Genomic DNA, 24,141 nt, shown 5'->3' on the forward strand with positions numbered 1-24,141 from the left:
CCAACTTCAACTAATTAGCTTCGTTATGTCTAACTCGTTCGGCTCTTATATCCCTCTCGGCGTTCGCTATATGATGCTCTCAGCACTTGGCTTTGCGCTTATGTCTGCTTGCGTAAAATACGTCAGCAACTATGGTATCCCTGTCTTTGAAATTGTCGCGGCAAGGGCCTTGGTATCTCTAATCATCAGTTATCTGGACGTAAAACGAAAAGGAATTTCGGTTTGGGGACACAATAAAGTCTTGCTGTTTACCCGAGGGGCCGTTGGCACCCTTGCGCTAATGTGTGTCTATTATGCGGTAACCACGCTCCCACTGGCTGAAGCGACAATTCTCCAGTATGTGCACCCCGTCTTTACTGCCTTGCTGGCCGTGCTTTTCCTCAAGGAAAAAGTCCATTTCTCGACAGTTATCTGCATTGTCATGTGTCTTTTAGGCTTGTTTGTGATGGTCAACCCGGCAGCCGTTGAGGGAGCCACCACTGAGCTGCCGATGTTCAGCGTCATGGTAGCGATCCTGGGGGCTTTCGGTAGCTCTGTGGCGTATGTCATTGTCCGTAAATTAAGCCAGACAGAAGATAGCTCTGTGATTATCTTCTACTTCCCGCTTGTCGCCCTGCCGATGTCGCTACTATTGATCGGCGATAGCTTTGTGGTACCCGACTGGTACTTAACCGGCCTGCTTGTTCTGGTCGGGATATTCACCCAGGTCGGGCAGTTAGGCCTGACCAAGGCGATGCAGACGCAGGCCGCAGGAAAGGCATCTGCGTACTCGTACGTTCAGATTGTTTTCTCGGCAATACTTGGTGTAGTGATCTTCCATGAAGTACCGTCGGTATGGACATATTTAGGCGGCATGCTGATTGTGGCTGGCGCACTTGTCAATGTGTTCGGTCAACGCCTCAAAGCCCCCTGGCACCGCTAGGCAATAACAATAAAGGCAGCACTCTAGTGCTAATGCATGTAAGTTAAGTTAAGCTAGTCTAACTTACATGCATTACATAGCCACTGCGATATATTTAGTCATTGAGTTCCCTTATTGGCAGGCTTATTCTCCTGCTCACAACTGATCATGGATATAGTCGATACCAACTTACGCTGCTCAAAGAGCAATTCACTTGCTCCTCTCAATCGTCACAACGCTCTGTGCTGTCGACTTGAGTTCGTAATAGTTAGTAAAAATTAGGGATGAAATGTGCCAATAAGATGGAAGAGAATATTCCAGGCACCAGCCAAAAGCGACCAGCGCCTGAAATATAGGGGGATTTTCACATGGAAGTTACTAGTAGAATTATCATACTAATAATAAATAAACACTGACGACTTCGCCCTCTTCTTTGTTTGAATTTCATCTCTGATTACGCCATACAGAATTGCAAAAAAGCTCGTAACGAAAATCGCTGTCAGCATAATTTCTTTCAAATACAAAGAAGATAACAGGCAAATAAATGATAATAACAACGAAATATACTTAGGCATCATTTCTTCCTTAATACCCGATTAATTTTAAATATGACTTTGGTTTGCAATCTAGTCTGCGTTGTGAAGGTGCTGAGCTAACAGATCGTCATCATAGAGCGTCATATAAACCGGTTTTTTCGCTGGTTTTCTCTTGGAGCTTGCATCCAGGATAAAAGCAAAAACCACGATAAAATACCCAATCACAGCAAAGCTAATCATCCAGTAATCAGCTAACCGCGTAGCCAGATAAATGCTGAAAAAGGATATAGCTAGTGCAATGTATTTCGCCATTGTATTTCCTTAATGACAGGGACGACCTGCCTAACACAGAGTTACGTAAAAAAACTTTAAAACTGACTCACAACGACTCGTCTCTCACCGGATATCACGGACAGACAGCAAAAAACGACTTCGTTACTCATTTCAGTCGAACGCAAATCACAATCTATTGACGGGGTTTATTCTATGAGAAAAATAAGTAAGAAATAGGGATGAAATAAAGTAACAGTTCCTGTTTCCAGAACACATACAAAAACGCCAGTCATGAAGGACTGGCGTTGGCTATATAAACTATTAAGCTTAGGCTTTAAATCACACCCAGCTCTTTCAGGCGCTCCATGAGGTAGCTATTTGCTGTATGGCGTTCAGACAGTACAACCTCTGGTTTTGGATGCAAAAACAAAGGAAGCGAGATACGGGCCTTTGACTTGTCCGTACCCTCCGGGTTGACAACACGATGGGTTGTAGACGGGAAATAACCGCCAGACGCTTCCTGTAGCATGTCACCAATATTGATGATCAGGTTACCGAAGTCGCACGGTACATCCAGCCACTCCCCTTCTTTGCTCTTAACCTGCAAACCAGGTTCATTGGCTGCAGGTAGCACGGTAAGCAGATTAATATCTTCATGGGCACCGGCACGGATAGCGCCCAGCTCTTCGTCACCTTTCAGCGGCGGGTAATGCAGAACACGTAGCAATGTCTGGGAACTACCGTCAATCATGCTTGAAAGAGGCTGAGAATACAGTTTAGAAACATCAGCAGGCGAGTGCTTCTCTACCCATGAAAGCAACTCAGCGGCTAGTTTGTTTGCTTCGTCATAATAGTTCTGAAGCTCGGCTTTCAGCGCCTCAGGACATTGACCCCAAGGGTAATAGTGGAAGTACTCTTTAATGTCCTTTTTCGTGTGACCCTTTGCAATTTCAGACACTTCTGATGGGAAAAAGCCATCTTGAGTTTCAACATTAAACCGGAAATCATTTTTATCTTCACTGTTGAAGAACTCATTCCAATTTTCATAAATTGAACTGACCAGTTTTTGCTGGATCGGGTGATTTTTCAGAACACCAAAACCGGTATTGCGTAATGACTCGACAAATAACTCTTCGGCGTTCGTGGCGGTATAATCGACTGCTTCCAATTTCATAGTACTTCTTCTTTTGGCTGACTGGTTGTTTTGACTGAAGACTTGTTATTGATCCCATTACTTACCCTCTTAAGGGCACTTCATCAGCAATGAAATCGTTATTATTAGTGCGGATTTTATTGACTAAACCAGTCTGTAACAAGTTCGAAACATAAGCAATTTGGAAACACACAGTTTACACACGTCAACAAAAATCGATTGCCTAACCGTTTGCGCAGCGATACTTACACAGACTAAGCCTTTCCTTCGAGGATCAGCTTGACCAGATGATAACTTAAACTTATTAAAAAGATAAAAAACCATAATTTTACGCTCAATACTAATCGCGTTATCTTCACTGCCAGATTTATCATCATCCATCTTCACGACGCTGCCGAATTACAACGCCTATGAGCTAGTAGGATAAAGCGTATTAAGGGCTAATTATGAAATTCTTGCACACCATGATTCGCGTTACTAATCTGGACCAATCTATCGAGTTCTATACCCAGGTGCTAGGTATGAGCGTTTTAGACAGAACAGAAAACACTGAATACCGATATACGCTAGTGTTTGTGGGTTATAAGGATCAGCCGGAAGGTACCACTATAGAGCTGACCTATAACTGGGATACCAACCATTATGAGATGGGGAATGCTTTTGGTCACCTGGCACTAGGGGTAGACGATATTAATGCTGCCTGTGACAAGATCAAAGCGCAAGGTGGCAACGTCACTCGCGAACCAGGCCCGGTAAAAGGTGGATCGACCCACATTGCATTCGTCACCGATCCTGACGGCTATCAAATTGAACTCATCCAAGTTAGCAAATAAGCCATAGAGTTTAATAAGCACCTTTAGCGTTTTATTTTCACAATAAGCAGAGATAGATACCTTACTCAATTCTCTGATTGTTACTTATTCCTTGTTCAATCCTCAATGACAGCTGTAACAACAAGTATGGTTTAATATCCCTACGCCAATCTATCTGAGAGTAGTGGGCTTTACTTCTTTCAGGTAAATAAGGCTTGATTTCAGCCATTACTTTTTCAACAGCTAGCCTATCGGGTTGGTGAAGGCCGCTGACAGTGAAGTCTGCAGCTAACTGATTAGCCATATTGGTATCGTATTGTTCCAGGGCTTTAATCATTGCCCAAGCACGAGTATTATCTTCGAATTTAAACATTAAGTAAAAACTATATAATGTTGGCAAATCTCCTTTAGGGAGCACATTTTTTAAGGTGAACTTGTAGTAATCGTCGAGCCTCCCTTGATAAAGGTAACTCATTCCAAAATGTTTCTCGCTCGCCAAGATCTCTGGTATAACCTGCTCCGTTATTTTTTTATTGATGTTATAGCCATTTTTACCATTCACACTACTGATGAGCCGCATTAAAGGGGAAGGTTCATGGTCCAAATCTATCCAGTAAAAACCTGCAAGATTTTGATTTGGCTCATAAGGCAAGGAAGTAAGCATAAACGCCAACATTTCCTTGGCTAACGGAACGTTAAAGTATGCCAGCAGTGCAATGTGATTAGCCGCCTTATCCCATTCCTTCAGTTTCTTTAACCTAGCCTGCATATTGCCGGTAAAGTTGGCATCTAACGAAACTAGTTGCTCCTTAAAGTCACGTATCCGACTGACTTCATCCATAAGCCGAATCTGCTCATATAATTTTTTGTCAAAAACGCTGCTACAAAGTAATGGCCTACTAAATGTTTCCAGATCTTTTTCGAAACCCGATGTATATTGCTTTCCCTCAAAGCTTTGAGTACACCAAGCCACATCTTTCGCTTCTAAAAGCCAGATTTTGTAAAGCATTTTTAGCCATCCATATTGATCACCAAAACGCTTAACCAAACGTTGCGCATTTTTCAGTCTATTGGTAGCCTTAATGGCATCAGTATCCGAACCAGAAAGAGACAGCGGCGTCCATAGGTAGTACACCAAAGCAGTACGAAGTGCGCGAATATCGCCCTTTTCGGCTAGCTCCAATATCTCACTGACATAGCGTTGTTTTATCTCATCAGATAGCTGCAGTGCATCAAGGTCTTTATCACGGCTAAAGTGTGGTGTTTCTTGCACTGTATTCGCTTGTACAATTTTTCCTTTAGCTGCAATAGAACCCAATCGAGCGTTTTTAACCAATTCTTTATAACCTTCACCCAACGCCCATTTCGCATCCAAATTGCCTAACTTAGCAAAGTGCTTATTAATCCTATCAAATCGATCTTCACTTAATTCCACACCCTGACATCCCCCACTAGCAATGTAGTGATAGTAATAATAATTAGAGGGTTTAATTGTCTTAAGTGACACCATGTCATTAATAAACTGCTCATCGCATGCTTTGTTCACGGGGAGTATCAATTGGCCTAATGCTGGTAAACTATAAAGCATTTGGATGACTACAATATAAGCTATTGTTATTTTCTTCATTATCTATTTCTTGTTAGAGTGGTATTTCACCAAAATATAATTAAACCAAGCTGAACATTGCCAAAACCTGAAAAGCTGGAGAATGTAAAGTTATAAACGGGAAGGAGATAAATCTCAAGTTCGATGAGCTAACAGAATAAAATGTAAACTTACCAAAAAAAAGAAAACAAACACATTAACTAAAGTTATCATGGTAAACAAAATTAATCTCTACAGATTGAATATCAAACAATATTTACCCTGCAGAATACGGAGGTAAAAAGCCAAAACACAAGTCATTGACAATATACAAACCACCAAAAACTCAAACACCTTGGAAATAGTTAGGATATTACCCTGCTTTATTTATTTTTTTAGCAACTAATACAAGCATCATTAGATGCTAATGTAAACACACAAAACTGTAAGTACCACCCACATAGCCTTACCATGCCACTTATCGATACTTTACTCGGAGTGTCGACCAGATAGCTTAGGAAGTGCAGAAACGATATATACTCTGGCTATATACCGTTCATTTTTATACTCTAGTATGTAATGAGCCTATTTAACTTAGATAAAATCACCTACACGTTAATCAGCGATATGCCTTGCAACATTTTCAAGACATCTCACCGCGGATTGACTCACAACAAAATGTGATACGTCGTAAAGCAGCCCCCATGAATATGCCTTGTCTCGACTTTACTCGCCAGACGACGCAAGCTTTCATATTGTGGCCTACTGTCCAGCAAGTTAAGCACGACTTCTTTATGACCCATCTTTTTGGCTGTTTCCAATAACTGTCTGAATACAGGAATACCCATGCCCCAACAGCTTTTCTGCAATACAATAGCAATTTCATAAACAGAGTCATCGGGTTGAATCCCACACCAGCCTGCTAATGAACCATCGACTTCGATTGCACGAACATAACACCCCTCCAATGCATCAAGCGCCAACTTGCTATTTACCCATTCTTGAGCAGTTTGAGTGTCATACAACGCATGTTTGATTAAATGCGTCCTAATGTCGTTTTCGTTTAAAAAGGCAACTAATCTGTCGAGATTTATACTCTTTAAGTCTACAAACTTCATTTCACCTCTTTAGAATAAACAACTTACTTTCGAACACAAATATATCGTTCCTGATATTCTTTGAGGCCATGTTTTGCATGTTTGACGTTGTCTTTAAATTGCCCCTCTTGAAGAGTACAGTACCGTTGAAAGCTATCCCTTAAATCACCCGCTGTAAAAAAGTGAATATATTTACCCGGTTTCACTTCAAAGGTGGCAGGCTCTACTTCACCCCCACTTCCAAAATAATCATCATTTTCCGATAGAACCGTAAAAAACATAAGGCCATTTGGCTTTACAAGATCTGCACATTTGGCAATAAATCGACGACGCTCTTCCTCAAGAAACAGATGAAGGACATCGAAACAAAAAACGGCATCAAATTCTTCAGCGGGCAACGAGGCGTCAAAAAAAGAGCAATTAAGCAGCGTCATCGTTGGATCATAGCCCTCTGCTAATTGGCAGGCAGAAGAGGAGATTTCAATACCCGTTACATCAAACCCGTCAGAGGTAAATGCTTTACTGTTTCTTCCATAGCCTGCACCGGGAATTAAAACACTCTGCGCGTTATTGTCTTTAAAAAGAGATATCGCAATATCCGTCGCAACGCTGGGCTGATTTCCCCAGATACAGCCATTGTCCTCAAATTGCTCATCCCAATATGCTTGTTGGTCCAAACTTACCTCCTTGTAAACCTGCTTTCAGTGAAAAAAACACAAAAGCAACGTTGAGTGGCATCATATAGAATGGTTTAACACATATGTTTCACAGAAAGTGAACGCAACAAATTGTTTCATAAAACAATGCTTACCATCTGTAATAGATGCCACATTTACCAACATAGGTATACCCAAGCTAAACACTATATACAGGCGCTAATTCATCGTAGTCGTAACAGGTGATCTCGTAGGGGTTTCCATCGGGGTCATTAATAAATACAGACCAGGCCAGCTTTAAGTCATAAACGGTCAGCTTTGTATTTAACATTTGGTTCAAATGCTGCTCCCAGGCTAGAAATGCTTTGGCATCAACGGCTATAGCCACCGTCGAATGATTTGACTCAGGTTTCTCAGCCTGCGTCTGCTTTCCATGTTTAAACAATGCAATACACACTTGTTCATTAGCATCAGCTACCGTTAACGGCCCTGTATCTGTTGCCCACACCTCAAGCCGCTTCACCGGCTCAAACCCCAGTGCATTGCGATACCATTTAACGCTGGCATCACGGTCTGAAACAAAAACATGTATATGATCCACTCTATCTATATTCGGTATCATAGTAATTCCCTCCGATTTCCATTCAACGTTAAATGTTAATTACGATTTTTCCGCGAACATGTTCCGCTTCAGACAATGCATGTGCCTGCTGTATTTGTTCAAAGGATAACTCAGTAATTTCGGGTAACTGTATTTCTCCGCGGTCAATAAGCAACCCAATACCTGTTAACTGCTCGCCACTAGGCACGACAAATACCCGTTGATGGTAAAAAGAGTAACGGGAAGGAATCTCATGCTGCTTCAATGTGGTAATGTATTTGCCCTCCTCTTTGACTTTGTCATAGATACCGGCAGCATCGTTATCAACAATATCGAACACCACATCAAACTGACCCAAACTGCCAAGATATTCAGGCGTGTTGTAATCAACCACCACATCCGCCCCGAGGCTTAGCAAATAATCATGATTAGCAGCAGAGGCGATAGCCGTTACCCTTGCTCCCGTTAATTTGGCAAATTGCACGGCGAAACTGCCAACACCGCCACTGGCACCATGAATCAGAACGGCGTCATTTTTATTGATAGAAGATAAGCCTTTGACCGCCTGCCACGCTGTTAAAGCGGTGAGAGGTACAGCTGCCGCCTGCGAGAAGGTCAGCGTTTGTGGTTTCCTGGCAACCGCTTTGGCATCGACGGCAATATACTCAGCGTATGCACCGTTACGACCGATATCACCAAGTGCGAACACTTCATCACCGATATTCAGGCCTGTCACATTGTTGCCTACACAGGCTATACGTCCGGCAATGTCCCAGCCTAGTGTCAATGGCAATTGATGCACTCCAGCATCAGCCAGCAGACCGTCTCGTACTTTCCAGTCCACCGGATTCACACTGGTGTTCAACACCTGAATAAGAACTTCATCCTCCGTAATGTCAGGTATGGCTATTTGCTCATGGCGCAATGTTTGTCGACCACCATACTCATGTATCTGTATTGCCTTCATAGAACGTTGAGCCGTCATACTATTCCCTTTGCTGGTCAACTGATTGGTTAGAAACAGTATTAAACTTCTCTTTCATATCGTCTAATTAATAAGTAATATCATTTGCATTGATAAAAATGATGAGTAATTGATATGGCGAAGACAGATCTTAATCTTGTGGTTATTTTCGATCAGATAATGAAAGAACAGTCGATAACCGTTGCTGCAGAGCGTTTAGCAATGACTCAGCCATCCGTATCAAATGCCGTCGCCAGGATGCGCCATCAGTGGCGAGATCCTTTGTTTGTAAAACATGGCAGAGGCGTTCGGCCAACACCGTATGCCCTAAAGCTATGGCAGCAAGTTACCGAACCTCTACATAATATTTCCGATGCCATATCACCAGACACGTTTGACGCCAGAGAAGCCACCACTACATTTCGGATTGCATTAACTGACGGAACCGCAGCGGTAGTTATGCCAGCACTTCGCCAGATCATTGAACAAGAAGCGCCGAATATCGCCATTCATACCGTTCCGTATAAACTCGATGGTGAAGATCTATTATCAAATGCTGATGTTGATTTAGTGTTTGATCACTACAATGGAGAGACTAAGCACATAAGAACAAAAGAAATGTTCGATAATCATTTCGTCTGTATTATGAATTCAAATCACGTGCTCGCGAGCTCCGACTTAACCCTGAATAGTTTTCTTCAAGCCGATCATTTATTAGTGTCGTTATCAGGTGACGCGACAGGTATTTTGGATGAGAGACTTGCCGAGATAAATAAAACCAGACGAGTTGCAATGACAGTAAACAGTTTTGCCGGTGCACTGAACTTACTGCATGCCAGTCATCTTATCTGCAGTATGCCCTACTCTATTGTGGCTGAGTACCATGCCATCGACACGCTGGCAATAAAGCCAGTACCGATAGAAATCCCCCCCGTGAAAATTTCCATGGCCTGGCACTGTCGGGATGATCATTCACCTAGCCTGCGTTGGCTCAGAACTGTCATAGAAAGAATTGTACAGTCAAAAGACTTCCTGCAAGGGGCTGCGGCTTAGCTTGAGCCGAAAAAAAAGGCCGTGCTCTAGCACGGCCCCTCTCTTCAATAATTGAGTCTTTTACTTTTTCGTTTACTGCTTAGCCTGCACAACCAATGTAATGCCTTCGACAGCAACGACCTCAACTAATGTTCCCGCTTCAAGCGGCTTATCGGTTTTAGCCAGCCATGAAGTATCTCCCAGGCGAATGCGCCCTTGTGATACAGGAAGCGGCTGGTCCAACACGCACGTTTGACCAATCACCTGCTCAGTACGCTGGTTAAGTGTTCTTGCCTGATCGTCAACACGATCCTTTTGGTGCTGATACCGCCACCAAAGCCAGGTAGAGAACAACGAGAACACTGCAAAAGTTAGCCACTGCAATGACCAACTCATCGGTATCACCGACAGTATCGCCCCAACCAGTAACGCAGATAAGCCCAGCCACAACAGATACCCGGCTGTGCCCAGCAACTCCAGCAGTAATAGCACCAAACCAAATGCTATCCAATGCCAGAAGTTCACTTGCTCCAAAAGCGCTATCATGCATTTGTTCCTTTGCTTGTCGACTCAGCTTGCTTTGACGGAGATAGCTTAGATTGGGATTGATTGGACTGGTTAAGTAGTTCAGCAATACCCGCTACTGATCCCATCAAGCCTGTTGCTTCTAGTGGTAACATTATAATTTTACCATTTTCTGCCTGGCCAATAGACTTAAGTGCATCGGTATAGCCTTGGGCAATAAAGTAGTTCACGGCCTGCAAATCACCCTGAGCAATCGCATCCGACACCATAGCCGTTGCACGCGCTTCCGCTTCTGCTGCGCGTTCACGTGCCTCAGCCTGAAGAATTGCGGCCTGCTTGTCACCTTCGGCACGAAGGATTTCTGATTGCTTGTGACCTTCGGCGCGCAGGATCTCGGCCTGACGAACACCTTCCGCTTCTAATACTTCGGCACGCTTGTTACGCTCGGCTTTCATCTGTGCGTTCATAGCCGCAGTCAAATCAGCCGGTGGCTGTACATCTCGAATTTCTAATGTAACCGGTAATGGATGGTGTAATCAAAGTAATCAAAAACAGTATTATTGATGCTTTTTCAGCCACTCTTTTCTTCAATGTAACCCTATAAACTATAATCTAGTTAATCAAACAAAAGGGCTGGATTCATGAGTTCAATACGGGTTGTATCTGTCGTTAAAATCCGAGTGCAGAAAGCAGGCACTAGCAGTTATGCGGTACTGCCAGTCATCATGATAGATGGTGAAGGTGTGTTGGCCTCACATGCTCAATATCTGTATCAACATAAAAGAAAATCCATAACGTGGCTAAATGATAATGCTAGAGCAGTTGGGTTATTTTTGCGTTACACGATTAATCGACATAATGATTTTGAAGATCCAGTTTCGATGTTTCGGGAATTTAGAGACGATTTGGAAACTGGGACTATAGACCTGCAGGGAGAAGATCCTACTGGGTTGTATTGGAAGGCTAGGCGTTCAAAGAATGTGGAAACTATTATTAGGTATATCACCCAGTTTAGCGATTGGCAGTATGATAAGGCGAACCGAAAGGCCATCGAAAATAACGAAGATGTTAAAGCAGTTCTGATTAATCCATGGCGCAAAGCTACGAGCGCAGAGAAATATGTAGCTTATGCTGCATATCATAACCGCGTCTCAAGAGCATTTTTGTCTTATACGTTCGATGGTGAGAGAGCTTTTAAAGAAGCTGATACTACTCGTGAAGTTCGAGTCTCGAATCATGATTATTTTGGTACGCAGGACGAAGACGTATATAAGTTTCCTGATGATAGAATATGGGATCTATGTGAGGCGTTTAAATTGCCTGGAGCGCGTCCTAATAGCCCTATTCATGAACGGCTAAATTTGCGCAATGTACTAATAACGTTGTTGTTACACTTTGGAGCGCGTCGTGTCTCTGAACCTTTCCATCTTTATATGTGTGACATTATGCGAGACCCTGCCAATCAAGAATCGGCACTGGTTAAGTTGCATCATCCAAGCAATTCACCTTCTCCAGTCAACGAAGATGAAACAAGACGGGATTATCTTGCAAAGTGCGGTTTACGACCTCGTAACGACAATATAAACCCAAAGAACTACCACTCTGGTTTTAAAAATTTAGCTCTCAATGACAAGGGGTACACGATTGTTCAATGGTTTCCCGCACACATTGGTATCTATTTTATGGCTCTCTGGAATCTTTACGTAGAGCACCAACGCATTCCCCCGAAAAAAGGTGAGCCAAATCACCCATTTGCATTTACAAATCAATATGGTCAGCCAGCCTCCCGTAGGGCTTACAGAGATGCCCACAACAATGCGGTACGGGCAATTGGACTCGTGCCCAAAAAAAAGCTTGGTACAACGCCCCACGGACACAGACACACTGCCCTATCGAATTTGAAAGATGCCGAAGTAGATCCGCTAGTTATAAAAAATGTTGCCGCACATCGTAGTGTTGAATCTCAGCGAGTGTACCAAAATAAATCGAATGAAGAGATTCGTGAAGAGTTGGAAGTAAAGTCTAAAAGACTGAAGGCTCCTGCTGGAGCTGGTCAACCACTAGGATTGGTTGCACCTGACCAAGCGTTTGACATGTTTATTGATGTTGATCCGCTAGGATTATTTTTGAAATAGGGATCTTAAAATGAATGAACTATATGAAACCTATAAAGAATGTAAACAATCGGTGCTTAGCCTCGTTCCTGAAGAAGAGCGTACAGGTAGCCTATATAAGTTATATCAAAGCCTGCGTGCTAAAGACTCTAGACTTCCATCCAGTCCGGGGGTTCAGTACAAAAATGAGGGGTGGCAGAGTTACTCCAGCTTGTTTGATGTGGAAGCTCCTGAACTATACGAAACCTACAAAGAATGTAAACAAGTGGTGCTTAGCCTCGTTCCTGAAGAAGAGCGTGAAGGTAGCCTGTATAAGTTGTATCGAAGCCTACGTGCTACAGACCCTAGACTTCCATCCCATCCGGATGAACAGTACAAAAATGTGGGTTGGAAGGGTTACCCCAGCCTGTTTGATATGACAGTTATTAACCTATACGAAACGTATGAAGAATGTAAACAAGCGGTGCTTCATCTCGTTCCTGAAGAAGATCGTAAAGGTAACCTGGAAAAATTGTATCAAAGCCTGCGTGCTCAAAACCCTAAACTTCCATCAACCCCGGCTGAATCATACAAGAATAAGGGGTGGCAAAGTTACCCCAGCCTGTTTGATGCGCCATATAGACTATACGAAACCTACGAGGAATGTAAACAAGCGGTGCTTCATCTCGTTCCTGAAGAAGAGCGCACAGGTAGCCTAGAAAAATTGTATCAAAGCCTGCGTGCTAAAGACTCTAAACTTCCATCAACCCCGGCTAAATCATACAAGAATAAGGGGTGGCAGAGTTACTCCAGCCTGTTTGATATGACAGTTATTAACCTATACGAAACGTATGAAGAATGTAAACAAGCGGTGCTTCATCTCGTTCCTGAAGAAGAGCGTAAAGATAACCTGGAAAAATTGTATAAAAGCCTGCGTGCTAAAGACCCTAAACTTCCAGCTAGTCCGGCTAGTATATACAAGAATAAGGGGTGGCAGAGTTACCCCAGCCTGTTTGATATGACAGTTATTAACCTATACGAAACGTATGAAGAATGTAAACAAGCGGTGCTTCATCTCGTTCCTGAAGAAGAGCGTAAAGGTAACTTGAAAAAATTATATCAAAGCCTGCGTGCTAAAAACCCTAAACTTCCAGCTAGTCCGGCTACTATATACAATAATATGGGTTGGCAGAGCTTTGACTATTTATTTGACATTAAGCTATGCTATTCAACACTGAGCGCTGCCAGAGAAGCTTCACTTAAAATACTACCCTCTAAGCGCCTGACTAAAGCTGATTACGCACTTGCATGTCGTCTTGATGAAAAACTGCCTCCGAACCCTGAGTCCGCATATTTCTGTGAGTGGCGAACGTGGGAGCATTATTTGGGTCAGAGTGACGGTTATTATCCGACGATTAATGAAGCTTCCGAGGCTGCGCAAAAAATGGCACGAAGGCTTAATATCAATTTAAGCCACAAAACCTACTCAAAATTTGCAATTCATGATCCTCGTTTGCCTGAAAATCCAAAAGAGACCTATAAATCGGATTGGCAGAATTGGCCTGAGTTTTGTGGCACAAGAACCAAAGATCTATACCGGACAATCGAGGCAGCCCAAAGTGCGGCTTTAGAGCATGGTCTTGAAACAAAGGCACTGTATGACGAGAAACGTTTTCTGGACGCTCGATTACCAGCAGAACCTGCCAGGTATTATGGTGTTAAGAGTTATGCCGAGTTCATAGGGTTCGAATATTGGGGGGTTAAAAAAGTTCGTGCCTACTGTCATAAACATCAAATCAGTACGTTGATTGAGTATCAAAAACACGCGAAAACACACTCGCACCTTAAGAGTAAAGTTAGTCTTATCGATGGATATCAGCGAAAGGAAGATATTCTGTACAAACGGACTAAGTTTGACTCGATTATTGAAGCGGGGTTTTCAGACTGGGGTGAGTTGGGATTGACTTGGACCAAGCGCGGAAAAAATCTTGACAGCAAAAGAGGTATATTAAGCAGGTTTCTAGAATTTCTTATACTGCGTAATGCATTACCTACTGAGGTATGCACGTTTTTTGATAAAAAGCACCAGGTACCTGAGTTAGATGATTTTATTGAAACCCTTGCTCTTTCTTCGAGAACCGCTGCAACTAGCAACATTATTGTTAGTTTTTTTTCCTCTGCGTTTGAGAAATATTGTTTTGACGTTGATCCTGAAACCGGAGAAAAAACCCCCATTGATGAGACGCTCTTTCGGAATCCCTATCAGCTATCTAAATACACAGGCGAGGAAAGAGATAGGCCGACAGAATCTGTAAAGCCGCCACTTGATTATCTGTACATGCACAGAGCACGAGAATATCTTGCTCCGGAGTTTATTACAGATAAGTCAAAGAGCCAGATAAAGTGTCGTAACTTTGGTCAGCTAGGCAATGCTCAAGCATTTTATAACCAAGATTGGTTTGAAGTGGATGAATCTCTCATTGACCGGAACGATCCAAATTGCGTCTGGAAGAAAGATTCACGCTATAAACATGGGTCAGGAAGAGAAAAGGTAACAGTATACAAAATCTGGTCTCCTGTTAGAGCGATAGCCATGTATGTCCTATTTTCATTGCCTCTCCGTGGAATTCAGGTCACTTACCTTGACAGTGGTGAAGCCGATGATTACAAGTTAGTTGAAGATGGAAATGAACTGAAATGGGAATTAAATGACAATCCTCTGGCTGGTCAACTAGATGGCCGCGGCATACTTCACAAAGAACCTAATGGCACTGTGGGTATGCTGGTTTCTACAAATAAAACAAGTGCAAAACAAGGTGGTTATTCTGTTCCATATATGCCGGATGACGTTGCACGCTGGTTGATCCGATTAAGAGACTGGCAAAGCAAATATAATCCACTGACAGAGCCAACAGCCTGGTCCGATATTAAACATCCTCGCAAAATTGACGATAAAATTTTGCTAAAGCGAGGTCGTCAATGTTTTCTTTTTCGTGACCCATTAGATTCTGCGATTCGAAAAAATAATCCAGTGGGTAGTCAACCACTGAGTACAACAAGTGCATTTAAATTGCCTCTTCCTAAACTGCTCTATTCTATCCAAGATGAGCATTTTCCACTTGCAACTAAAACTGGCTCTGGGGATGCATTTGTAAAATATACATCAGTTTACACGCCACATAGTACAAGGGTTAGCCAAATCACTGCGCTAATTTTCGATGCTAAAGTAGACCCAAGAGTGGTCGCAAAATTAGTTGGTCATGCCAATATCGTAATGACAATTTATTATGCTAAAGCTCGACAATCTTATATTCGAGATGAGTTGGCTGATGGGTATAAACGCCTATTGGCAAAAGCTCCAGAACGAATCAAGCAACTGATAATAGATAAAAAAATAGCGGAGGCTAAAGGTGAGCTCATTTTTATGTCAGGCGAAAGCAACCCTCTGTTATCAGACAATTGGCCCACAGCCTCGATACGATTCATGGATTGGGGATTATGCCCTGTAGCCGCAGCGCAGTGCAAAGAAGGTGGTGCTCCCCTCGAAAGAAACAAAGGACAAAAACAGATTTATCAACCGGTTCCAGCGGGTTTTTTGGGTGCATCAAATTGCTTTCAGTGCCGATTTTTGGTGACAGGCCCAGCTTATATAGGGGGGTTGATCACCAAATTCCAAGAGATCAACATCAGTAAAGTCGCCGCACAGTCTCAGATGGATTCGCTGCGTGAGCAAGAAGACGAGTTGGACAACGCTCAGTATAACGCTCGCAGCGAATCTTTGCCCGTTGAGGATATTGAACTATCGCTATCAAGCGTACACCAGGCTTTAGATATGGAAGAGACTCGACTTCACACATTAGTCACTGATCAGATTGCAATAGCTCGGCTCATGAATGATTGTACTGAGTTGATGAATCAACAAATTGAAAATACCGATGGTGATGGGCTTTCTTTGGTTGTAAACCGTCCGCATGGCAGTGTCAGTGTTGAAATAGAAGAATGTAGCGAATTCAGGATGCTAGGTGAGGTGTGTGAAAACGCCGATATTTTCCTATCAGGAAATGATTCTGCTGCGATTGCTCGACGTAGCCAACTGTTAGATAAGATGCTGATGAACAACAACTTGCCAGTGGGACTTTTTGCTATGAGCGAGAAGCAGCAGCGTTATGTAGGCAATCAAATGCAAAAGCTGCTTCTTGAGCGATTGAATGGATGGGGTGCGGTGGAGCAACTGATGGAAGGAAGACTACATTTAGATGACCTTATCGCTGGTAGTGAGGAATCGCTACAATCTCTAGGAACTGCTTTTAAACAGTTAATAACTGCTGCACGGAAAGCCGAACGACTAACAAGGGGCGTAGAAAATGAATAACCTAATCTTACATCCGGGTGTAGGTGTTGAGGAACTCGATGCCGTGTATGATGCGCTTAAATCCGAAACCAAGAGCAAACGTTCAGAGCAGAGCTTGAAGATTGTTAGGGATATATGTGAAGACATCTCCAAGGGTAATCGTGACTTCAAATATGAAATAATTGGTGATCTTTCTAAATCGAATGGAGGCCCCTCTGCTCAGGCGATACGAAACAAGAACGGCGAACGCTATCAGATATTGATAGATGCATATACGAGAGCTTACCCTAAGCCGATTGCTCCTGAAAAGGTTAAAACAAAATCTTGGGTTGAACGCATTACTGAGCCTGATATCAGGTGGATGGCCAAAGAAGTTATCCGTGAAAATAAATTATTGAAGACAGAAAATGACATGCTGCGGCGTGCCATGAGGTCAGATTCGGGGCCACTTCTACAAATTGGAGGCTCTGGCACAACCCCAAAGAGTGCAAGCACTTTACCTAATTTAAATGCGGCAGAGTTGGCGGCGCTTCAAGATGCTATTGACCCGCAAAGCTTGAAACGAGCAGGACTAAGCATTGGGGATTCAGGGGAAGTCCGGGATGAAAACAACCACCGATTACTTCCAAGGGGCTTTGTTAGTGCCATTGAGAAAATTCTTACTGTGTCGCAGAACTAGGTGGTAACGAATGGCAAATGGGCAACAAAAAGCACAGCAAAACTTTAATGCATTTGAAGCGTGGAAAGCCACTCAAACGAACGATGACTTCAAGCAAATTATCTTTCGAGGCCAACTCAATCGAGGTGAGGTAGCAAAGGCTGTTGGTTGTGGGAAATCGGCATTGAATCAAAACCCTGCATTGCGGAAAGCTTTAGAAGCGTTGGAAGATAGTCTGCGTGACGAGGGCGTGTTACCACCTTTGACTAAATCAGCCAAACAATCAAAGGACAAGCCTAAGCAGTATGACAATACGTTAAACCGTAGAACGTTAGATGCTAACCGCCTATCTGTGATAGAAGCGGAAAATATCGAACTCAAAGCGAAAGTGCAAGAGCTAGAAAGTAAGCTAGAGCGCTATGGGGAGTTGTCGGATGTTCTCTCAGAAATGGGGTTCATGCCACGATGAATATTGCTATGCATGAAGATCAGATGCGTGTCACCAGTATCCCTTTTACTTCATCAAGCATGGTGATATTCAGTGGTGTGCCTCTCAAGAAAAACTCCTACAAGATAAACAGCGGTAAATACTACGTCACCATAAAAGCTGATCCAGACACAATCCCTGTGCTTCCAGCTATTGGCCAACACTGGACAGTAAAAGGAACAAGACTAGTCGAAGATATGGAGACCGGTGATTATGTGATGCAACAGCATACTTACGAGTCTCCAGAGCACATAGAATGTAGTCTGCCAGAAACAGGTGAGCAGTTAATCCGCTTTATTGCGAAGGAAAGTAGTTTTAAAGGTATTGGCGAAATCAAGGCAAGGGCGCTCTGGGAGTCATTAGGAAAAGACTTTCATTCAGTTGTAGCTAATGATACTCCAGAGTCAAGACAACGCCTTAGAGACACTCTGAGCGAAGATTCTATTGATTCTCTGTTTGAAGGTTACGCCAAGTATAAAAATCTTGCTTATTGTAACTGGATGACCGAAACCCAAATCCCTGCCAGTGTTCAACAGCGCTTGTTAAAACATCATGGTGAACAGTCAATCGAAGCAATTAAGAACAACCCTTACGTATTGATCGGTTTTGGCATGCCATTTCAATCCGTTGATGCGATAGCTACGAGTTCAACTCTCTCATTTAGAGTTTCCCCGACCGATGACAGACGGTTAAGCGCTGCCCTTGAGGTCGCTATCCGAAAAGAAATCGATAAAGGTCACACTTATACAGTGCAGAGTAAAGTACGGCCTACATTAAATAAGTTACTGAAAGAAAAAGAACTTGTAGCTAAGGCATTTGAAGCTGGCTACAACAAAGCCCAATTTGTACTGAATCCCAAAACAGGAGCTTATCATCCGACTGCACAACTCCTAATGGAAAGTGTGGTTGCACGCAGACTCAAAGCCCTCGCCTTTCGAGATGACCTTTTTGATGAACGCGCCAACGAAGCGTATTGCAGTGCGGTAAAGGAACTTCCGTATGACCTAACCACAAAGCAAACAGAAGCAGTTATGACCTGCTTAGACAATACCTTGAGCTGTATTACAGGTGGTGCAGGTACAGGAAAGACTACGGTACTTAGAATTGCTTTGCGTGCCTATAACTATATGGGCTTTAAGATTCACGCAGTTGCTTTAAGTGGCCGCGCAGCTATGCGCTTGCATGAGTCAATCGGTTTTGTTACCTCAACGATAGCTAAGTTACTCAGAGATAAACCTATTGAACCATGCGCTAATCACCAAGAGCATTTACTAGTCATTGACGAGGCAAGCATGGTTGATTTGCCTACCATGTATCGCCTGGTTACTCATATCCACCCTTCCGTAAGAATCATCCTGACGGGCGACCCCGATCAACTTCCCCCTATCGGCTGTGGAAAAGTGCTTGCTGATATCGTTCAATCCAAAGCGATTGCAAACACTATGCTGGATATTGTAAAGCGCCAAGAGGGGTCTACAGGCATACCAGAGTATTCGAAACTCATTAACCTAGGGGAAGTACCGAAACAACTCTCCACTCGAGCGATCTATTTCCATGAGGCTGATAAAAAAGACATAGCTTCGACATGCTGTGATTTATACAAACAATCACCATCAAGCAGTCGAGTAATGGCTCCGACTAAAGCACTCGTTAAGGGCATCAACAAACAAATACAAGAAGCGGTCAACCCTGATGGCCAAAGGCTTGAATTTGAGATTCATGGAGATCGATTCTTCTTGGGCCTCAAGCTGAATGACGCCATACTGTTTACACAAAATCACTACGATAAAGGTATTCAGAATGGTTCTCTTGGCACGTTAACGAATGCTGATGCCGTGGGTGATAGTTACGGTGAAGTTACGCTGGATACAGGTGAAAAGGTTGAAATAACGCAATCAGTACTGGATTGTATAGAATTGGGCTATGCAATAACTCTTCACAAAGCTCAAGGCTCGCAGTTCCCACGAATCATTATCGCTCTCCAAACAGGAAAAATTGTTGATAGAGCATGGCTTTACACTGCTCTCACGAGAGCGGAAAGCGAAATCCATATAGTAGGAAGCGCTGAAGACCTGAGACAAATCACTGAGCGCCCTAGCAACGCACATGGCCGCAACAGTTACTTAGTAGAACTATTAAAAGACTAAAATGCTTGTGGCTTCGTGGAGTGACTACGGGTGCAAGCGGAAATAAACTGTGTGTCAACGCGGAGCGTTGTCCACATTTTTTTCTGCGTTCTGGCATAGCAAGAAGTGCCGGTAGTTGAACGACAAGCTGAAGGCCATACTGCGCGCTTGTTTGTAACTCACTCTTTGCCTATTAGTTGTAGTCCATTGTTTTAGGTTTCCGTTCATAGAGCCAGTTGTTCTTTCAAACACGTATCTTAACTTGTCGAGGTAGTTAGGTTTCGCAGACTGGTTCAACGTGGCAAGCCTGTTTGGTTGTTGGCGTACCCGAAAGACAGATGACAAGTATTTGTAGTCTTTACTCTTATAAGTGATAACTTCCAGTTCGCTATTGTCGAATGGATCTTTGATGTAACCGCAAAGAAAACCAGATGCTAAGCTAGCAAATTCCTTTCCGTTAGCTTTAACCAATTAATACATACTGACATACTGACAAAACATACTAACCTGACAGCAGATCACACCTGACAGCAGATCGCCCTGACTCGTCACTGGACAAAAGCTTGATAGAGCTTGAGCTCAAACTTACACCCTTGGCATTACTATGGCTAATGAGAAAAGTGACTTACTCTATGAAATCTTACGCCGAATCGGCATATGAATGCCAAACCCCCTACCTCGATAAGCTTTTCTACAACGAATATCAAGCTACGAACCCGAGCCCTTATATGGCTCAGTTTTTTTATTGGATTACTTCCTTTACATTCTTTAGGTGTGCTATCCCCTACATAATTGAATTTTTTGCTGGCTTATAATCGCTAATATACCAGCGTAAAACAAAAGCTCATTTCGTTCTAGAGCGTAACTTACCTGGGGATAAATATGAAAAAACTTGCAATTAAAAGCCTCGTCCTTGCCATAGCATCGGTGTCCGGATTTGCTGCAAATGCAAATGTTCCTGCTAACCATCCCTTGGCAGAATATCTTGCTGCACCTGGCGCCACTGTTACACTTCCGGTCAGTGCGGCAAAAAAACATTTTGACTTGGACTTTGTTCAAGGTGCCTATGACAGCTTTGAAAGCTTCCATGCTCAGATGGGGGGCGATCACACCCTATACTACCTGACCAACTGGAGCAGCTTTATGCGCACAGATATGGTCAATCCTGCTACTCAACAGATTGAACTGGAACGCAACCTCAGCAGTGAAATCGGCAACATAGTAGTGAAGACCGATAGCGAAGGCGTACTAACAATGGATGATTATTTTGTTCATCCGACTTTCCGCCACCAGGGTGTCATGATGATCCACAAAGGTAAGGTGGTTTATGAGGCATACCCAGGTATGAACCCGGCCGATACCCACATTTGGATGTCATCATCTAAAACCATTACCGGCCTGATCACAGCGATGCTGGCTGAAGAAGGCAAACTCGAACTCAATGCCTCTGCAACGAAATATGTTCCCGAGCTGAAAGGCACAGCATGGGACAAAGTCACCGTACTGGATTTAGTTAACCACACCGCAGGCTTAGATCACGAAGAGAACAACTCTTCCATTCTTGATCCCGACGGTGTTTTTGTACGCTTTGTCAGCTCTGCACTGGGCACTACAGAACGGTGCAGTGAGGGTGAAACTTGGCGTGACGTGCTGAATGATGTACAGCCGCTTGAAAATGAAGAGCCGGGCGAGCGATTCCGTTACTCTTCGCTCAACACGCATGTGCTTGGCCAGGTTATCCAGAATGTGACCAACAAGCGCTGGACAGACGTTGTAGAAGAACGTATTTGGGGCAAACTGGGGGCTCGTATGCCGCTTATGGTTCACCTGACACCAGATGGCACCCCACTGAACCTGGCTATTATGTCGTCTACCCTGGAGGACTTTGCCAAATACGCGACCCTGTATACGCCAAGCTGGGACAAGGTTGCTCACGAGCAAGTAGTCACCCCTTCGCTGCTCAAGCAGATTCGCAGCGCAGGCAGCGCCGATGCCTTTGACGGCGGCCACAAAGAGACGCAGGCATTAGGCCTGTTTAAAGAAAAACCGGTCAAAGCTGCTTACCAATTTGACTTTATTTTCGAAGACGGCGCCATGTACAAGCACGGCAATACCGGCCAGGGCATTTACGTCGATCCTGAGCGCGACTTTGCCGCGGTTTACTTCTCGGCAACGCCGTATGTCGCACCTTATGGTGAAATTAAAGCCCCGGCCTACTTTAGGAAAGTGGCTGAATTACTAGACCAGGCTAAATAATCCACACCCCAGCTTGACTCTTAAGGCCTTAATTTTACGTTAAGGCCTTTTTTGTTCTATATCCAGGCAGCCTCAAGATACCTGGGTATGTCATACAATCTTCTGTCCGGCCATCACAGAAGAAATCCTGTGAGCACGCCATCAGACATTTAGCTTGCGATGGTGTATTGTCCTCCCCAGATAGGTTAAGCATCTGATAGTTAGGGATAATGAATGATTTCGCTAGAGCAGGTTCACTCTTTTACTCTTGTTTACCAGCATGGCTCTTACAGCGCCGCCGCCCGTGCAGCCAATAAGGAGCGAAGTACCATACGCGAACATGTTGTGACCTTAGAGGACACAATCGGGGTCGACCTGTTTCAAATAGAAGGGCGTAAAGCTAAACCAACCAACGCTGCCCACAAACTGATATCTCGCGCCACAAACTTAAGCAAGCAAGCTAAAGACTTTGAGCTGACCGCATTCTCATTGCTCGATGATCCACTTGGCAAATTAGTCTTGCTGCACGACGAGCATGTTCCCGTAGAGCTACTCGCCAAAGCAATTAAAGCAATCAAACACCGTTATCCCGGAATGTCTATTAATTGTGCTCCATCTTCCCGTGAAAACGCCTACCGCTGTATTGAGAACGGTGAGTGCCACATTGCGATAATGGCAACTGAGAATAGCCCCAGAACTCAGGCAAGAATTGCTTCCAAATATATCGGTAACTTACCCCTAAGCGGCTATGTTCATACCCGCTCACACCTTGCCGAAAACAAGAGCGTTTCTCTAGATGACCTGCGGTTAGAGACGCAGTATGAGCTGCCAAATACCAGCGAAGGGGACTTGGGCTTTTTCAGGGTTTCCAACATTGTTGAGAAAGTTAGCAGTGTCGAGTTAGCAACAGAATTATTAGCTGATGGTGGTTGGATTGCCTTGTCTGACTCTTTGGCCACGCCGTGGAGAAAGTCAGGCTACTTGAAACCGTTAAAGTTAGATGATGCAACACGAGGCTACCAGCACGGGGTGTGCTTGTTTTTCGGGCTGGCCAGCAACACCAGGGAAGAGATCAGTTTTGCATTAGATATGCTAGACCATCACGCAGGCGATTACCTCGCCTGACTCGTATATCTACCAAAACATCTTCCGGTGCCGGTACTTAAGAGGTGTCCAGGATGACAGATCTCAAATCTGTATTTAAATCGAGACTGAGTAACCACCCAAGCCTCCCATCGCCGCACTTTCAGTCATATATTGCTTTGCCAACCTGAGATCGCCTACTGACAACTGCTCTTGCCTTGCAAGTGGAGGCTTAGCGGAGATATAGGCTCGAAATCGCAATGTACCAAAGTTGATAAAATCAACAGAGCCTAGTTTAAGCGCCTGTGGTGGTTCTATTTAACGTCGCGGCATAAACAAGCATTAGCCTCTCATAATTAGTTTTGAGATAATCTGAACTTGATATTTTAAACAACCATTAGAAATCCATACAAACAGAATTATAAATATCTAACACATTTTACATTACCACTAAAATAACAATTATCTCGACTTACTTAGACGTCAAATATCAAGTTGCGATAAAAACATTAATTATCTACACGAAATTTACCAAATTCAAAGCAAACGATGTTAATATAAATCTAGCAGTTGAGTTCTATTTCCCACCATTTAAAAGAGAGGTAGATACATGAGTAATATAATTAATACATTAGGTATGGCTATCATTGCTGGTAAATACACACTGATCTTATTAATTGCCAGTTTGACATTTGTCACTGGGGCAAGCGCTGGTGATCTGGCTCTCATTGCGGGGCTGGAAAGTGGCGATTAATCCATTGAAAAAGCAAGGATAAATCACATAAAACGACCAAAGGCAGCTATAAGTAGCTGCCTTTTTTTATCCGATATTAATTCAATTCAAAAATGGTCAAAAGAATAAGATACATTAATACGTTATATATTTATAATTAAAAACATAAAAAAGCAGCCATTAAAAATGGCTGCTTGAGTTAATTAACCGATATTTTTAACCATTTAATACAGTAAAAAT

At 43.4% G+C, this 24,141-nt stretch carries 19 protein-coding genes and 1 pseudogene; 11 read left to right on the forward strand and 9 right to left on the reverse strand.

Going from position 1 to position 24,141, the window contains the following annotated elements; translation table 11 throughout:
- Nucleotides 1-25: 25 nt before the first annotated feature.
- On the forward strand, nt 26-922 hold the full coding sequence (locus EIZ48_RS16650; protein WP_160653700.1) for a DMT family transporter: 897 nt from the start codon (nt 26-28) through the stop codon (nt 920-922).
- A 605-nt stretch (nt 923-1,527) separates the two neighbouring features.
- Here the strand turns inward: EIZ48_RS16650 and EIZ48_RS16655 are convergent.
- Together EIZ48_RS16655 and EIZ48_RS16660 are read right to left on the reverse strand one after the other, a co-directional pair.
- The gene (locus EIZ48_RS16655; protein WP_160653703.1) at nt 1,528-1,749 is read right to left on the reverse strand and encodes a hypothetical protein; all 222 of its coding nucleotides are present in this window, start codon (nt 1,747-1,749) and stop codon (nt 1,528-1,530) included.
- A gap of 295 nt (nt 1,750-2,044) precedes the next feature.
- Nucleotides 2,045-2,884: a 2OG-Fe(II) oxygenase family protein gene (locus tag EIZ48_RS16660; RefSeq protein ID WP_160653706.1), complete on the reverse strand. Its 840-nt coding sequence runs from the start codon at nt 2,882-2,884 to the stop codon at nt 2,045-2,047.
- A 425-nt stretch (nt 2,885-3,309) separates the two neighbouring features.
- On the opposite strand from EIZ48_RS16660, the gene gloA reads away from it, so the two are divergent.
- Nucleotides 3,310-3,696, forward strand: coding sequence for a lactoylglutathione lyase (gene gloA, locus EIZ48_RS16665; RefSeq protein WP_160653709.1), 387 nt, complete (start codon nt 3,310-3,312; stop codon nt 3,694-3,696).
- A 61-nt stretch (nt 3,697-3,757) separates the two neighbouring features.
- Here gloA and EIZ48_RS16670 read toward each other — a convergent pair whose 3' ends face one another.
- From EIZ48_RS16670 to EIZ48_RS16690, 5 genes are all read right to left on the reverse strand, one after another.
- Nucleotides 3,758-5,302 carry a hypothetical protein gene (locus EIZ48_RS16670; RefSeq protein ID WP_160653711.1) on the reverse strand — a complete coding sequence of 515 codons (1,545 nt, stop codon included), beginning with the start codon at nt 5,300-5,302 and terminating at the stop codon, nt 3,758-3,760.
- A 626-nt stretch (nt 5,303-5,928) separates the two neighbouring features.
- Nucleotides 5,929-6,378 (reverse strand): GNAT family N-acetyltransferase, encoded by a 450-nt coding sequence (locus tag EIZ48_RS16675; RefSeq protein WP_160653714.1) that lies wholly within the window; start codon nt 6,376-6,378, stop codon nt 5,929-5,931.
- A gap of 23 nt (nt 6,379-6,401) precedes the next feature.
- Nucleotides 6,402-7,034, reverse strand: a complete 633-nt coding sequence (locus tag EIZ48_RS16680) for a class I SAM-dependent methyltransferase (RefSeq protein WP_160653718.1) — start codon at nt 7,032-7,034, stop codon at nt 6,402-6,404.
- A gap of 178 nt (nt 7,035-7,212) precedes the next feature.
- Nucleotides 7,213-7,635, reverse strand: coding sequence for a VOC family protein (locus EIZ48_RS16685; RefSeq protein ID WP_160653721.1), 423 nt, complete (start codon nt 7,633-7,635; stop codon nt 7,213-7,215).
- Between the two features lie 28 nt (nt 7,636-7,663).
- On the reverse strand, nt 7,664-8,599 hold the full coding sequence (locus tag EIZ48_RS16690; RefSeq protein ID WP_160653724.1) for an NADP-dependent oxidoreductase: 936 nt from the start codon (nt 8,597-8,599) through the stop codon (nt 7,664-7,666).
- A 114-nt stretch (nt 8,600-8,713) separates the two neighbouring features.
- Between EIZ48_RS16690 and EIZ48_RS16695 the strand changes: the two genes are divergently transcribed.
- Nucleotides 8,714-9,631: a LysR family transcriptional regulator gene (locus EIZ48_RS16695; RefSeq protein ID WP_160653727.1), complete on the forward strand. Its 918-nt coding sequence runs from the start codon at nt 8,714-8,716 to the stop codon at nt 9,629-9,631.
- A 72-nt stretch (nt 9,632-9,703) separates the two neighbouring features.
- Here the strand turns inward: EIZ48_RS16695 and EIZ48_RS16700 are convergent, their stop codons facing one another.
- Together EIZ48_RS16700 and EIZ48_RS16705 are read right to left on the reverse strand one after the other, a co-directional pair.
- A complete protein-coding gene (locus EIZ48_RS16700; RefSeq protein WP_160653730.1) occupies nt 9,704-10,156 on the reverse strand; it encodes an NfeD family protein in 453 nt (150 codons plus the stop codon).
- Nucleotides 10,153-10,647, reverse strand: a pseudogene (locus tag EIZ48_RS16705) (SPFH domain-containing protein); the annotation flags it as partial. The pseudogene EIZ48_RS16705 and the gene EIZ48_RS16700, both read right to left, overlap by 4 nt.
- 129 nt (nt 10,648-10,776) lie before the next feature.
- Between EIZ48_RS16705 and gmtY the strand changes: the two are divergent.
- The 8 genes from gmtY (at nt 10,777) to EIZ48_RS29090 (ending at nt 23,922) form a co-directional block, all read left to right on the forward strand.
- Complete coding sequence (gene gmtY, locus EIZ48_RS16710; protein ID WP_160653733.1) at nt 10,777-12,270, forward strand: gamma-mobile-trio recombinase GmtY; 1,494 nt, start codon at nt 10,777-10,779, stop codon at nt 12,268-12,270.
- Between the two features lie 10 nt (nt 12,271-12,280).
- Entirely contained in the window at nt 12,281-16,600 is a 4,320-nt protein-coding gene (gene gmtZ, locus EIZ48_RS16715) for a gamma-mobile-trio integrase GmtZ (protein WP_160653736.1), read from the forward strand.
- On the forward strand, nt 16,593-17,258 hold the full coding sequence (gene gmtX / locus EIZ48_RS16720) for a gamma-mobile-trio protein GmtX (protein ID WP_160653739.1): 666 nt from the start codon (nt 16,593-16,595) through the stop codon (nt 17,256-17,258). The genes gmtZ and gmtX overlap by 8 nt, the downstream gene beginning before the upstream one ends.
- A gap of 10 nt (nt 17,259-17,268) precedes the next feature.
- Nucleotides 17,269-17,706 (forward strand): VPA1267 family protein, encoded by a 438-nt coding sequence (locus EIZ48_RS16725; RefSeq protein ID WP_160653742.1) that lies wholly within the window; start codon nt 17,269-17,271, stop codon nt 17,704-17,706.
- Nucleotides 17,703-19,871 (forward strand): AAA family ATPase, encoded by a 2,169-nt coding sequence (locus EIZ48_RS16730; RefSeq protein ID WP_160653745.1) that lies wholly within the window; start codon nt 17,703-17,705, stop codon nt 19,869-19,871. The genes EIZ48_RS16725 and EIZ48_RS16730 overlap by 4 nt, the downstream gene beginning before the upstream one ends.
- A gap of 861 nt (nt 19,872-20,732) precedes the next feature.
- Nucleotides 20,733-22,106, forward strand: a complete 1,374-nt coding sequence (locus EIZ48_RS16735; RefSeq protein ID WP_160653748.1) for a serine hydrolase domain-containing protein — start codon at nt 20,733-20,735, stop codon at nt 22,104-22,106.
- A 213-nt stretch (nt 22,107-22,319) separates the two neighbouring features.
- The gene (locus tag EIZ48_RS16740; RefSeq protein WP_160653751.1) at nt 22,320-23,210 is read left to right on the forward strand and encodes a LysR family transcriptional regulator; all 891 of its coding nucleotides are present in this window, start codon (nt 22,320-22,322) and stop codon (nt 23,208-23,210) included.
- Nucleotides 23,211-23,778: 568 nt separating this feature from the next.
- Entirely contained in the window at nt 23,779-23,922 is a 144-nt protein-coding gene (locus EIZ48_RS29090) for a hypothetical protein (RefSeq protein ID WP_192928609.1), read from the forward strand.
- Nucleotides 23,923-24,141 lie beyond the last annotated feature (219 nt).

The organism is Photobacterium alginatilyticum (assembly GCF_009910675.1).
Classification (GTDB): domain Bacteria; phylum Pseudomonadota; class Gammaproteobacteria; order Enterobacterales; family Vibrionaceae; genus Photobacterium; species Photobacterium alginatilyticum.

Bases quoted from the DNA above. Each gene is read 5' to 3' on its own strand.
- EIZ48_RS16650 (WP_160653700.1), top strand. From the start codon at position 26: ATGTCTAACTCGTTCGGCTCTTATATCCCTCTCGGCGTTCGCTATATG.
- EIZ48_RS16655 (WP_160653703.1), bottom strand. From the start codon at position 1,749: ATGGCGAAATACATTGCACTAGCTATATCCTTTTTCAGCATTTATCTG.
- EIZ48_RS16660 (WP_160653706.1), bottom strand. From the start codon at position 2,884: ATGAAATTGGAAGCAGTCGATTATACCGCCACGAACGCCGAAGAGTTA.
- gloA (WP_160653709.1), top strand. From the start codon at position 3,310: ATGAAATTCTTGCACACCATGATTCGCGTTACTAATCTGGACCAATCT.
- EIZ48_RS16670 (WP_160653711.1), bottom strand. From the start codon at position 5,302: ATGAAGAAAATAACAATAGCTTATATTGTAGTCATCCAAATGCTTTAT.
- EIZ48_RS16675 (WP_160653714.1), bottom strand. From the start codon at position 6,378: ATGAAGTTTGTAGACTTAAAGAGTATAAATCTCGACAGATTAGTTGCC.
- EIZ48_RS16685 (WP_160653721.1), bottom strand. From the start codon at position 7,635: ATGATACCGAATATAGATAGAGTGGATCATATACATGTTTTTGTTTCA.
- EIZ48_RS16690 (WP_160653724.1), bottom strand. From the start codon at position 8,599: ATGACGGCTCAACGTTCTATGAAGGCAATACAGATACATGAGTATGGT.
- EIZ48_RS16695 (WP_160653727.1), top strand. From the start codon at position 8,714: ATGGCGAAGACAGATCTTAATCTTGTGGTTATTTTCGATCAGATAATG.
- EIZ48_RS16700 (WP_160653730.1), bottom strand. From the start codon at position 10,156: ATGATAGCGCTTTTGGAGCAAGTGAACTTCTGGCATTGGATAGCATTT.
- gmtY (WP_160653733.1), top strand. From the start codon at position 10,777: ATGAGTTCAATACGGGTTGTATCTGTCGTTAAAATCCGAGTGCAGAAA.
- gmtZ (WP_160653736.1), top strand. From the start codon at position 12,281: ATGAATGAACTATATGAAACCTATAAAGAATGTAAACAATCGGTGCTT.
- gmtX (WP_160653739.1), top strand. From the start codon at position 16,593: ATGAATAACCTAATCTTACATCCGGGTGTAGGTGTTGAGGAACTCGAT.
- EIZ48_RS16725 (WP_160653742.1), top strand. From the start codon at position 17,269: ATGGCAAATGGGCAACAAAAAGCACAGCAAAACTTTAATGCATTTGAA.
- EIZ48_RS16730 (WP_160653745.1), top strand. From the start codon at position 17,703: ATGAATATTGCTATGCATGAAGATCAGATGCGTGTCACCAGTATCCCT.
- EIZ48_RS16735 (WP_160653748.1), top strand. From the start codon at position 20,733: ATGAAAAAACTTGCAATTAAAAGCCTCGTCCTTGCCATAGCATCGGTG.
- EIZ48_RS16740 (WP_160653751.1), top strand. From the start codon at position 22,320: ATGATTTCGCTAGAGCAGGTTCACTCTTTTACTCTTGTTTACCAGCAT.
- EIZ48_RS29090 (WP_192928609.1), top strand. From the start codon at position 23,779: ATGAGTAATATAATTAATACATTAGGTATGGCTATCATTGCTGGTAAA.